Annotated in this window: 12 protein-coding genes and 1 tRNA gene; 7 read left to right on the top strand and 6 right to left on the bottom strand. The window is 64.3% G+C overall.

Annotation, left to right across the window (positions count from 1 at the left end; all coding sequences use genetic code 11):
• The first annotated feature begins 1 nt into the window (after position 1).
• Genes EI28_RS10440 through purF form a run of 3 tightly spaced genes read left to right on the top strand, consistent with a single transcriptional unit; the run spans position 2 to position 1819 of the window.
• The gene (locus EI28_RS10440) at positions 2–175 is read left to right on the top strand and encodes an LSM domain-containing protein (RefSeq protein ID WP_231476742.1); all 174 of its coding nucleotides are present in this window, start codon (positions 2–4) and stop codon (positions 173–175) included.
• A gap of 15 nt (positions 176–190) precedes the next feature.
• Positions 191–373, top strand: coding sequence for a 50S ribosomal protein L37e (locus tag EI28_RS13590; protein WP_011843084.1), 183 nt, complete (start codon positions 191–193; stop codon positions 371–373).
• Between the two features lie 9 nt (positions 374–382).
• A complete protein-coding gene (purF, locus tag EI28_RS10435; RefSeq protein WP_048114658.1) occupies positions 383–1819 on the top strand; it encodes an amidophosphoribosyltransferase in 1437 nt (478 codons plus the stop codon).
• A 207-nt stretch (positions 1820–2026) separates the two neighbouring features.
• Here purF and EI28_RS10430 read toward each other — a convergent pair.
• Positions 2027–2101, bottom strand: a tRNA-Met gene (locus EI28_RS10430).
• A 136-nt stretch (positions 2102–2237) separates the two neighbouring features.
• On the opposite strand from EI28_RS10430, the gene trxA reads away from it, so the two are divergent.
• Positions 2238–2654 carry a thioredoxin gene (trxA, locus tag EI28_RS10425; RefSeq protein WP_048114656.1) on the top strand — a complete coding sequence of 139 codons (417 nt, stop codon included), beginning with the start codon at positions 2238–2240 and terminating at the stop codon, positions 2652–2654.
• Here the strand turns inward: trxA and EI28_RS10420 are convergent.
• From EI28_RS10420 to EI28_RS10400, 5 genes are all read right to left on the bottom strand, one after another.
• Positions 2651–2998 carry a 4a-hydroxytetrahydrobiopterin dehydratase gene (locus tag EI28_RS10420; RefSeq protein WP_048114654.1) on the bottom strand — a complete coding sequence of 116 codons (348 nt, stop codon included), beginning with the start codon at positions 2996–2998 and terminating at the stop codon, positions 2651–2653. The two genes, trxA and EI28_RS10420, sit on opposite strands and share 4 nt — an antisense overlap.
• A gap of 334 nt (positions 2999–3332) precedes the next feature.
• A complete protein-coding gene (locus EI28_RS10415; protein WP_048114653.1) occupies positions 3333–3902 on the bottom strand; it encodes a flavodoxin family protein in 570 nt (189 codons plus the stop codon).
• Between the two features lies 1 nt (position 3903).
• Positions 3904–5007, bottom strand: coding sequence for a DUF362 domain-containing protein (locus EI28_RS10410; RefSeq protein WP_048114651.1), 1104 nt, complete (start codon positions 5005–5007; stop codon positions 3904–3906).
• A gap of 79 nt (positions 5008–5086) precedes the next feature.
• Complete coding sequence (purM, locus tag EI28_RS10405) at positions 5087–6085, bottom strand: phosphoribosylformylglycinamidine cyclo-ligase (RefSeq protein WP_048114649.1); 999 nt, start codon at positions 6083–6085, stop codon at positions 5087–5089.
• The gene (locus EI28_RS10400; RefSeq protein WP_048114647.1) at positions 6078–7466 is read right to left on the bottom strand and encodes an aspartate kinase; all 1389 of its coding nucleotides are present in this window, start codon (positions 7464–7466) and stop codon (positions 6078–6080) included. Before EI28_RS10400 ends, purM begins: the two co-directional genes overlap by 8 nt.
• Before the next feature lie 72 nt (positions 7467–7538).
• Between EI28_RS10400 and tfrA the strand changes: the two genes are divergently transcribed.
• The 3 genes from tfrA to EI28_RS10385 form a co-directional block, all read left to right on the top strand.
• The gene (gene tfrA / locus EI28_RS10395) at positions 7539–9170 is read left to right on the top strand and encodes a fumarate reductase (CoM/CoB) subunit TfrA (protein ID WP_048114645.1); all 1632 of its coding nucleotides are present in this window, start codon (positions 7539–7541) and stop codon (positions 9168–9170) included.
• Positions 9167–10630 carry a fumarate reductase (CoM/CoB) subunit TfrB gene (gene tfrB, locus EI28_RS10390; protein ID WP_048114644.1) on the top strand — a complete coding sequence of 488 codons (1464 nt, stop codon included), beginning with the start codon at positions 9167–9169 and terminating at the stop codon, positions 10628–10630. The genes tfrA and tfrB overlap by 4 nt, the downstream gene beginning before the upstream one ends.
• Positions 10631–10779: 149 nt before the next feature.
• A partial coding sequence (locus EI28_RS10385; RefSeq protein ID WP_048114642.1) for a winged helix-turn-helix domain-containing protein occupies positions 10780–10953 on the top strand: 174 nt, incomplete at its 3' end.

Genomic DNA, 10953 nt, shown 5'->3' with positions numbered 1-10953 from the left:
CATCATCAGCCTGAAAGGTGGGAGGGAGATCCGGGGGATCCTCCAGGGATACGACGTTCACATGAATCTGGTATTGGACAAGGCAGAAGAAGAAGTGGACGGCGCGGCGCAGAAACTCGGCACGTTGATCGTCCGCGGTGACAATGTGATCTACATTACCCCTTCAGTCGAATAAACAGTAGGTGAGAGAATGTCAAAAGGCACACCATCGATGGGCAAGCGGCAGAAACGCACTCACATCGCCTGCAGGCGATGCGGCAAGATCTCGTTCCACGCACAGCACAAAGTCTGTGCGGCCTGTGGATTCGGCAAGAGCCGGAGAATCCGCAGTTACCGCTGGACGGAGAAGAAGGCAAAGGTACCGACGCATTAGAGCTGCATCATGTGTGGTATCGTTGGCATCGTCGATGCTGGCGGTGTCTCGTTTCCGTTGTACTACGCCCTGTACGCTCTCCAGCACCGGGGGCAGGAGAGCGCAGGGATCTCTACTTTTGAAGGCACGACCCTGTACACGCACAAAGCCCAGGGGCTCGTTGCCGAGGTCTTCAACAGCCAGACCCTGCAGGATCTGCAGGGAAACGCAGGAATCGGACACGTCCGCTACCCGACAACCGGGTCAAAGGTCCCGGAGAACGTTCAGCCGTTCAATTTCCGGTACCGGGGGCTCGATCTCGCGATCGCCCATAACGGCAACCTGGTCAATACAGCCGAACTCCGTGAGGAATACGAACACCGGGGGCAGATCTTCTGCACCACGACCGATACGGAGATCATCGGCAACATCATCGCCGATGCGCTCCGGACCTCCAAAAGCATGGAAGATGCCGTCCTGCTCTGCATGCGGCGGCTGCGGGGTTCTTACGCCACCGTTGCGCTCCTGAACAATACCGTATACGCCTTCCGCGATCCGCTCGGCATCAAACCGCTCTGCATCGGAAAACTCGATAACGGTTACATCGTGGCGTCGGAGAGCGTGGCGATCGATGCGCTGGACGGCACGTTCGTCCGGGACGTGCGGCCCGGCGAACTCATCCGGATCGATGAGTCCGGGCTCACCTCCACCCAGATAGCGACCGCGAACCGGAAGGCGTACTGCATCTTCGAGTACGTCTACTTCGCCCGCGCCGACTCGGTGATGGACGGGACGCTGGTCTACGACGTGCGACGCCGGATCGGGCAGAAACTCTACGATGCGAATCCCGTCGAAGCGGACACGGCCTGTCCGGTTCCCGATTCCGGGATCGCGTACGCCGCGGGCTACGCCGAGCAGTCCGGGATCCCGTTCATCGAGGGGCTGATGAAGAACCGTTACATGGGCCGGACGTTCATCATGCCGACCCAGCAGCAGCGGGAGCGGGCGGTCCGGATCAAACTCAATACCGTTCGGGGAAACCTGAAGGACAAACGGGTGGTGCTCATCGACGACAGCGTCGTCCGGGGGACGACCTCCCGCCGGATCGTGAACATGATCCGGGATGCGGGGGCCGAAGAGATCCATCTCCGGGTCGGCTCCCCGCCGATCATCGCCCCCTGCTATCTCGGGGTGGATATGCCCACCCGCACGGAGCTGATCGCGAGCGGCAAGGAGGTCGAGGCGGTGCGCGAAAGCGTCGGCGCGACGTCGCTCACCTATATTTCACTTGAGGATCTGGTGGAGGCGATCGGGTGCGGTGAGCAAAACCTCTGCACCGGGTGCCTGACGGGGTGCTACCCGGTGGAGATCAACGGGGAGAAGAGCTGCCACTGTGTCGTGGACTACGTGGCAGGCACCCACCAGTCCGATCTCTCGACCTTCAAGGCCGGGAAGGAACGGACGTAAGCCCCTCAGGATCACCACCTCTTTTTTCCGGCATGCCGGAATTTTATCTTCCCGATTCGAAAGAGCCTGTACGCATTTTGCGCGCCTCAAAACCCCTATTCCGGGCGAATCGGGTGCAGGCGTGCGTCCCTGCCCGGAAAGAGAACCATCTGAGTGCAGGAGACGAATAACGAAGAAAAACGTGTAAAAACGCAGAATTGCCTTTCATAGCGAGGGATGGATTTGAACCATCGATCTACGGGTTATGAGCCCGCCGGGATGTCCTGGCTACCCCACCTCGCTTCTGTCCTGTGAGGTATATACATTGTTTTTCGGGGGTTATATATCTTTGTGCGGGCCGGACCGGTGCGAGTCCGGGGCGCCGGTGCCCGGCGCGGGGCTAATCATTTAATATGGGCGAGCGGCATATCTCCGTCATATGGAAGGAGAGAGGCCGCTTGACGACGAACTGCAGCGTCTCCGGGAAGAACGTCTCCGGAAACTCGAGGAACGGCTCACGGGGACGCCGGGGGGCGTCATCGAGATCGCTGACGATGCATTTCAGACGAACCTGCAGGAGCACCCCGCCCTGGTCGTCGACGTCTGGGCGGAATGGTGCGGCCCCTGCCGGATGGTGGCCCCGGTCGTCGAGGACCTTGCGCGTGACTTCGCCGGCAGGGTGACCTTCGGCAAGTGCAACGTCGACGAAAATCCCAGAATTGCGGCGAGTTTCAGCATAACGGCGATACCCACACTCCTGTTCTTCGCGAACGGCATGCTGGTCGACCGGGTGGTCGGCGCTCTCCCGAAAGAGGCCGTCAAAGCACGGGTCATGCGGGCGTTCGGCACCGGTTAGAGGAACGCACCCTGCCGGCACCGGAGCCACTCGGAGAGCCGTGCGGCCATGACGAAGTCGTTGCGGGAGAGTCCGCCGATGGCGTAGGTATACCAGGCGACGTCCACGTACCTCGCAGCGTGGATGCCGAGATCCGGGAGATGGTTCTCTCGCGCGGCAAATCCGGCGACCTCGTTGAGGAACGTCACCGCTTCATCGAACCCCTTGCAGGCGAACCGGGCGGCAAGCCGCCCGTCTTCGAGCGACCAGTCCGGGACTTCCGGCAGGAGGTCGGCGATCTCCCGCCGGGTCAACGGTGCCGTATCCGCGACATCCAAAACGATCGCTTCAGACGAAAGATCCATGCTGATCCCTCATCGGAGAGGATGAAAAAGGTTATTCTCCGGAGCACCGGTGCTTGAAGACTTTCAGGTTGCTTGAGCACCGATAGGTGCGAAGAACGCGAAGGCTGCGCGTCCTTCGCGCAAGACCGTATCGTCATCTACACTAATAACTCACGCGAAGCCGCGAAGAGCGCGAAGACCCGGTTGGTTGAGAGTTACACTCCTTCACACCTAACGGTGCTCATGCTCCTGCCATTCTGGCAGTCGCACTTCGCGGCTTCGCGCTCTTCGCGTGAGACCATGGTTGCCGTCCCGGTACATGCAAGAAATTTCTATAATAAGATGACACGGTGCACTAGCGCAACTTCTTGATCAGGAACGCAACGTTCTCGGCGAACCGCCGGACCGTTCTCATTCCTTCCTCGTCGCCCAGGGCCTCTCCCGGCGTCCTCCCGAAGACCATGTTCCAGTAGGTCGAGCCCGGCACGATCATGTCGTTGATCAAGAAGAACATCAGCAGTTCCTGGAGCGTGGCGGTATGCCCGCCCCGCCGGGCCACGGCGATCGGGCCGCCCACCTTCCGGGAGAGGAAGGAGTCGGACGCCATCGAGACCATCCCGATCCGCTGCAGGGCCGCCGTGACGTCGCCACGGGCGGTGCCGAAGTAGACCGGGGTTCCCACGATGAACCCCTCGGCCTCCCGGATTTTCCCGATGATCTCGTTCAAGCCGTCATCGAGGGCGCACTCCCCTTCGGTGCAGAGCCCGCAGGCGGTGCAGGAGAGGATGCGCATCTCCCCGAGCAGGACGGTCTCGGTCTCGATACCCTCGCGCTCGAGGACCTTTGCGCACTCCCCGAGCACCTGTGCGGTGTTCCCCCCGGGCCGGGGACTCCCGCAGAGCAGCACTACTTTTCCGGTCGACATCTCACACCTCGATCAGCCGGTAATCGGCATCCCCGAGCCCAATGGTAGCCGCATACTCGAACTGGTACCTGCCGTCCGTGTAGTCCCAGGTCCCTTTAAACTTGTCTTCCCCGGGAGCGAAGTTCCGCCCGAGCTGCGTTTGGGAGAACCCCTGCTCGCTGTTGACGAGGTCGAAACTCGCGTGGTCGATCGCGACCGGGTCGGTGGAGGCGAGGATCCCGATGTCGGGGACGATCGCCGCGTCGCTCCAGGAGACGCAGTCGCAGTCCGGGGTGATGTCGAGGAGGAAGTTGACGTAGCCGACCCTCCCGGGTTTGGTGCGGACGGCGCCGAGGGCGTACTCGCAGAGCCGCTCGATGAACGGCCGGATCTCCGTCGTCCAGTCGAACTCGATCGCGCCCGTCGGGCAGGCACGCATGCAGTCGCCGCACCCGACGCAGTGCTCCGGGTTGAGCACCGCCCGCCCGTCGGCGAGGGTCATCGCCGCCTGGGGGCAGACCGTGGTGCACTTCCCGCACCCGCCGCACCGCTCGACCTCCACGTACGGCCTGCCCGCGTGCTGCTCCGCCTTCCCGGACGGCGGGGCGCAGCCCATCGCCAGGTTCTTGATCGCCCCGCCGAACCCGGCGAGGTCGTGGCCCTTGACGTGCGAGAGGACGATCATGCTGTCGGCGTCGAGGATGCTCCCGGCGATCCGGACGCGTTCGAAGTGATTCCCGTCGACGGCGACCTCCCTCCAGTAACCGCCGGAAAGGCCGTCGGCAATGATGACCGGGGCGCCGGCAACCGCGTAGGCGAACCCGTGCTCGATCGCAGTAACGGTGTGCCGGACGGCGTCGGCCCGGCTCCCGGCGTAGAGGGTGGCGGTATCGGTGAGGAACGGGTTTGCCCCACGCTCTTTTATTTTATCGACCACCTGCCGGGCGAAGAGCGGGTGGAGGTAGGTGTCGCACCCGCGCTCTCCGACGTGCAGTTTGACGGCCGCAAGGTCTCCCGGTCGGATAGCCGCGTCAAACCCGGCCGCATCAAAGAGGCGGCGGATCTTTGCGGCTTTGCTCTCGTGCGGACCCCGTGCCCTGAGGGAGGTAAAATAGACGTCTGCCATCGATCTAAATCTCTGGCTGCCTGAGGATAAGAATTGCGCCGGGTCCCGGTAACCGTTCAAAGAGGGAGGGGGGAAACCCTCACCGGATCTCCATACCCTTCAGCCGCACGCCGGGCTCCTCCGTCACCTCGCCGACAACCCGGGCGTCGGGGACGATTGCCCGGATTGCGGCGACACTCTTCTCCGGGGCGACGAAGGCGTAGCCCATGCCCATGTTGAAGGTCCGGTACATCTCCGTATCGCTGATCTTCCCATTCTCCTGCAGCCAGGAGAAGATCTCGGGAACCGCGAGGGGGTCGGTGAAGGAGAATCCGTACTCGCTGAGCCGCCTGAAGTTCAGGAGGCCGCCGCCGGTGACGTGGCACATCCCGTGAACCTCGCAGGCCTCCGTCACCCGGAGCACCTCGGCGTAGATCCGTGTCGGCGTCAGGAGCTCTTCGCCGAGGGTCTTGTCGTTCGAAAGAAGGGTCTCGTAGGATCCGCAGTCCTCGACGACTTTCCGGGCGAGGGTCAGGCCGTTGCTGTGGATGCCGCTCGAGGGAACGGCGACGATCAGGTCGCCGGGAACGACCCCCTCGCCGGTGACGACCTTTTCCTTCTCCTGGACACCGAGACAGGTTCCCGCGAGGTCGAGGCCGTTCACGAGCCCCTTGAGGGTCGCGGTCTCCCCGCCGACGATGTTCATGTTCGCGAGGCGTGCCCCCTCGTTCAACCCCAGGCCAATCTGGGCCATCTTCTCCGGCGAGAGGGCGTCGGTCGCGATGTAGTCGACGAACGCCACGGGCTCGAGATTCATCACGTAGAGGTCGTTTACGTTCATCGCGATGCAGTCGATCCCGACGGTGCTCCAGTCGCGGAGCGCATCCGCGACGAGCATCTTGGTGCCGACGCCGTCGACCGCGAGCGCGAGGACGTACGGGCCGAAGTCGATCAGCCCGGCGAAGTGTCCGACCTTCCCGAGCATCGAGAAGTCGCCGGATCTGCGGTAGGTGAGGGAGTCGATCAGCGCCCGGACCGCCCGGGCCTCGAGGTCGATATCGACCCCGGCTTCGCGGTAGGTATGTGCTTCTTCAGTCATCAGAGTTCTCCGATAAGCGGAATTCATCGTGCAGCACCTGGAGGGCCCGTTTGCCGTCCCCGGCCTTCACGACGAAGGAGACGTTCACCTCGCTTGAACCCTGCGAGATCATCATCATGTTGATGCCGGCCCGGCCGATCGCCGAGAAGATCCGGCCGCCGGTTCCGGGCGTCCCGGCCATCCCCGCACCAACGACCGCGACCGCGGCGACGTCGTGGTCGTAAGTGACCTCGCGTACGATGCCCTGCTTCACGACCGGGTTGAGGGCGCCTATCGCGGCGTCCAGGTGCGATTCGTCGATGATAAGGGAGATGTTCGCCTCGCTCGAACCCTGCGAGATCATCATGACGTTCACCTCCCGCTCGGCAAGCGCGGAGAAGATCGTCTTTGCCACGCCGGGACGGCCGACCATCTGGGCGCCGTTGATGTTGACCAGCGCCACCTTCTCGATCAGGGCGATGGCCTTGACCACCCGCTTTTCCTGGTGCTTGTCGCGGAGGACGAGGGTGCCGGGGACTTCGGGCCTGAACGAGTTCTTGACCCGGATCGGGATGTCCTTCTGCATCGCGGGTTCGATCGACCGCGGGTGGAGAACCTTCGCGCCGAAGTAGGAGAGTTCCATCACCTCGAGATACGAGATGTCGTCGAGTACCCGGGCCTCCTTGATGATCCGGGGATCGGAGGTCATCACCCCGTCGACGTCGGTCCAGATCCAGATCTCGTCGGCATCGACCCCGGCACCGATGACGGCAGCGGAGTAGTCGGAACCGCTCCGCCCGAGGGTGGTGATGACGCCCTGCTCGGTCGCCCCCATGAAGCCCATGATCACCGGGACGGCGTCGGCGAGCAGCGGGGCGACCCGGGCACGAATGTTCTCCTCGCTCACCGGGAGGGCGCGGGCGTCCCCGTGATTCGCCGTCGTGATTATCCCCGCCTCGGCACCGTCGAGGGCGACCGACGAGATGCCGCGCTGACGGAGGGCGGCCGCGACGATCGGGGCGGAGAGCCGTTCCCCGAAGGAGACGATGTAGTCGCGGGACCGGGGAGTCAGCTCCTTTAAGGTGTGCACCGCGGAGAGGATGTTCTGCAGCCGGGCGAGCCGGTTGTCGATGATCGCCGTCACCTCGCGGGCGTAGTCGGGAGCCGTCTCCTTGAGGAGCCGGGTGTGGCGCTCCCGCATGGCGTCAAGAAGCGTCCCGATATCGGGCTGCTCCTTGCTTGCTATGACCTCGTCGGCCACCGCGATGATCCGGTCGGTGATCCCGGAGCATGCCGATACGACGACCGCGACCTCGTCGCCTGCGCTACGATGCGATTCTACGATGTCTGCGACCCTCCCGATACAGTCCGCCTCTCCGACGGAAGTGCCGCCAAATTTCATTAAAAGCCTCATTCTGGCTCACTTGTCCCCTGCAATTACTTTATGGTATTATACAACGCACCGACTAATAAGATGCATGTAGACGAGATTGTGGACGCGCATGTGCTGGTTGTCGGAAGCGGCGGCGCCGGGGTGCGGGCCGCCATCGAGGCCTCCCGGTACGGCGGCGTGGTCATGGTCTCCAAGACCATCGCCGGCAAAGGCGGGTGCACGACGATGGCGGAAGGCGGCTACAACGCCGTGCTGCGGGACCGGGACTCGGTCGACGTCCACCGCGAGGATACGCTCTCGGGCGGGGCGTACCTCAACGACCCGGCACTCGTGGACGCGCTGGTCCGCGAGGCCCCCGAACGGATGGCGGACCTCGTCCGGTGGGGCGCCGTCTTCGACGTCACGGAGGCGCGAGAGGTCGCGCAACGGCCGTTCGGCGGACAGCGGTTCCCCCGGACCTGCTACGCCGGCGACCGGACCGGCCACGAGATGATCATGACCCTCCTCGACCGGCTCGACGCGACCGATACGCACCTCTACCAGGAGGTTTCGGTCGTCGATCTTGTCAGGGACGAGAACGGTGCGGTCGCCGGCGCGATTGCTCTCGACCGGGACGGAGACGTCGTGCTCTTCCGCTCCGACGCGACGGTGCTCGCGACCGGCGGAGGGACGCAGGTCTACGATATATCCACGAACTCCGCCGCCGGAACCGGGGACGGGTTTGCGATGGCCTACCGGGCGGGGGCGGAGCTGATCGATATGGAGATGATCCAGTTCCACCCGACCGGGGCGGTCTATCCCTACGACGCCCGCGGCCGCCTGGTGACGGAGGCGGTCCGGGGCGAGGGAGGCATACTCCTGAATGCGCGGCGGGAGCGGTTCATGAAGCGCTACGACCCCGACCGGATGGAACTCTCCACCCGGGACGTGGTTGCGAGAGCGATCGCGACGGAGGTGCTGGAGGGCCGGGGGACGGGCCACGGCGGGGTCTACCTGGACGTGACCCACCTCCCGGCAGAGACGATCGAGACACGGCTTCCGGTGATGCTCGAACAGTACCTCGCCTACGGCGTGGATATCCGGCGGGAGCCGATGGAGGTGGCCCCGACCGCCCACCATATCATGGGCGGGGTCAGGATCACCCCGGAGTGCCGGACGACCATCCCCGGCCTCTTCGCCTGCGGCGAGGTTACCGGCGGGGTGCACGGCGCAAACCGCCTCGGCGGGAACGCCCTCGCGGACACGCAGGTCTTCGGAAAGCGTGCCGGGGAGTTCGCCGGAAAGGCGCCCGCACGGGGCGGCCGGATCGATGATGCCGCGATCGATGAGAAACTCAAGGTGCTCGACGCCTTCTTCGAGGGTGCGATAAGCCCCGTAGACGTCAGGAAGGACCTGAAACTCACGATGTGGAATCAGGCCGGGATCTTCAGGAGCGCCCCCGACCTCCGGACGGCGCTCGGGCACGTTCGCCGGCTGGCGGACAAGCGGCTCTGCGCCGCCTCGACCGCGAACCTGCTTGAATGCTGCACCGTCCGGAACATGTGCACCACGGCGTCCCTGATCGTCCGGTGCGCCCTCCTCCGGCCCGAGAACCGGGGAGCCCACGTCCGGCTGGATGCCGACGTGGCGACCGAACCGGCGACGTCGCCGTTCTCCCACACCTACGTCTCGCTCACCCGGGAGGGGATCGAGCGGCGGGAGGCGGCGGCATGAAGACGATCACGCTCTACGTCTCGCGCTTCGACCCCGCCGTGGACGCGGAGCCGCACTTCGAGGAGTACGCCGTCCAGGTCAACGAGGGCGCCCGGGTGCTCCACGCCCTCCACGCCGTCCGCGACGAGCACGACCCGACGCTCGCTTACCGCTACTGTTGCGGGTCCGGGCAGTGCGGGAGCTGCGCCGTCCGGGTGGACGGGAAACCCGTCCTCGCCTGCATGGAGGAGGCCCGCGACGGGATGACGGTCGAGCCGCTGGCCCTCCCGGTCTTGAAAGATCTGACGGTCGACCTGGAGCCGGTGATAGCAAAGATCGCCCGGATATGCCCGGCGCCGGACGCTGCCCTCCCGGCACGGGAGGAGATCGAGGCGATCAAGCCGCTCCGGGACTGCATCGAGTGCCTCTGCTGCGTATCGGCCTGCCCGGCGCTCCAGGTGACGGATTTCGCGGGGCCGACGGTGCTCCGGCAGGAGATGCGCCTCGCCCTCGATCCCCGCGACTCGGGGGACCGGATCACCGACGCCATCGAAAAAGGGCTCTTCTACTGCACGACCTGCAAGCGCTGCGTGGAGGTCTGCCCGAAGAAGATCGATACTCCGGGCAAGGCGATCGAGAAACTCCGGGAGATCGCGAACCGCCGCGGGCTGACCCTCCCCCGCCACCAGGAGGTGGCGCAGCTGGTGCAGGAGACGGGCCGGAGCGTCGAGCGGACGCAGCCGACGTTCCTCGAACAGGTTCCGGAAGTGATCGAGCCCGACGGCCCCGTCCGCGGCGAGGTGGGGTTCTTCGTCGGGTGCATGTTCAACGGCCGGGTGCCGCGGACGGCGCTCGACGCGATGGAGGTCATGAAGCGCAACGGCATCCGGGTGATCGTCCCCCACGAGCAGGTTTGCTGCGGTTCGCCGCTGATCCGGACGGGGCAGACGTCATTCATCGACGACCTGAAGAAGAGGAACATCGAGGCCTTCGCCAGCCGGGGGATCAAGACCGTGATGACGATCTGCGCCGGGTGCGGGGCGACGCTGAAGAACGATTACGAGACGCCGTTCGAGGTGAAAGACGTCACCGAGATCCTCACGGAGTACGGGATCGAGCTCCCGTCGAAACTCGACGTCAGGGCGACCTACCACGATCCCTGCCACCTCCTCCGCGGCCAGGGGATCAGCGAGCAGCCGCGGACACTCCTGCGCCTGGGGGTCCGGGAGTTCGTGGAGATGCCGACGCAGTGCTGCGGCGCCGGCGGCGGCGTCCGGTCGGGGGTGCCGGAGGAGGCCAAAGCCCTCGGGGCGAAGCGCGACGAGTGCGTGAAGGCGACCGGCGCGGACGTGGTGGTGACGGTCTGCCCGTTCTGCGAGTTCCACATCGCCGACTGCACGGACGTGCCCGTCAAGAACCTGACGACGATCCTGCTCGAAGGGTACCGGAAGAAAGACGCGGAGCGGAAAGGCTCTGCGTAAACCCCCGGCAACTCTTTTTTTACGGCCGGAAACGCTTCACACAACCCCGTCGCCGGTAGCTCCCCGCTTGCGTCAACAAAGCAGGTGTGACCCGCCGTTCCGGTGTTTAGCCAGGAACAGGCACAACCTTTTTATTGATTGGTTCAAATATGTTCCATGTGGAACAAAATGTGTCCATCAAGATCGTTGCTCTCCTGCTCAGGGGCGACTCGCACCCCCGCAAACTTGCAAAAGATCTGAACGTTTCACACACCACCGTGTTGCGGAGACTTAAGGACCTATTAGACGGGAACGTCGTAGACTTCAGGATAGAGGGGAAAAAT

The sequence above is a fragment of the Methanoculleus sp. MH98A genome (assembly GCF_000691865.1).
GTDB lineage: Archaea > Halobacteriota > Methanomicrobia > Methanomicrobiales > Methanoculleaceae > Methanoculleus.
The sequence above is the reverse complement of the archived record's forward strand: the minus strand, read 5'-3'. Positions and strand labels throughout refer to the sequence as shown.

What these genes read in the sequence shown, in the direction of transcription:
- EI28_RS10420 (WP_048114654.1), bottom strand. Translation starts at nt 2,998, where the DNA reads ATGGATCTTTCGTCTGAAGCGATCGTTTTGGATGTCGCGGATACGGCA.
- purM (WP_048114649.1), bottom strand. Translation starts at nt 6,085, where the DNA reads ATGACTGAAGAAGCACATACCTACCGCGAAGCCGGGGTCGATATCGAC.
- EI28_RS10415 (WP_048114653.1), bottom strand. Translation starts at nt 3,902, where the DNA reads ATGTCGACCGGAAAAGTAGTGCTGCTCTGCGGGAGTCCCCGGCCCGGG.
- EI28_RS10410 (WP_048114651.1), bottom strand. Translation starts at nt 5,007, where the DNA reads ATGGCAGACGTCTATTTTACCTCCCTCAGGGCACGGGGTCCGCACGAG.
- tfrB (WP_048114644.1), top strand. Translation starts at nt 9,167, where the DNA reads ATGAAGACGATCACGCTCTACGTCTCGCGCTTCGACCCCGCCGTGGAC.
- tfrA (WP_048114645.1), top strand. Translation starts at nt 7,539, where the DNA reads ATGCATGTAGACGAGATTGTGGACGCGCATGTGCTGGTTGTCGGAAGC.
- trxA (WP_048114656.1), top strand. Translation starts at nt 2,238, where the DNA reads ATGGAAGGAGAGAGGCCGCTTGACGACGAACTGCAGCGTCTCCGGGAA.
- EI28_RS10400 (WP_048114647.1), bottom strand. Translation starts at nt 7,466, where the DNA reads ATGAAATTTGGCGGCACTTCCGTCGGAGAGGCGGACTGTATCGGGAGG.
- EI28_RS13590 (WP_011843084.1), top strand. Translation starts at nt 191, where the DNA reads ATGTCAAAAGGCACACCATCGATGGGCAAGCGGCAGAAACGCACTCAC.
- purF (WP_048114658.1), top strand. Translation starts at nt 383, where the DNA reads ATGTGTGGTATCGTTGGCATCGTCGATGCTGGCGGTGTCTCGTTTCCG.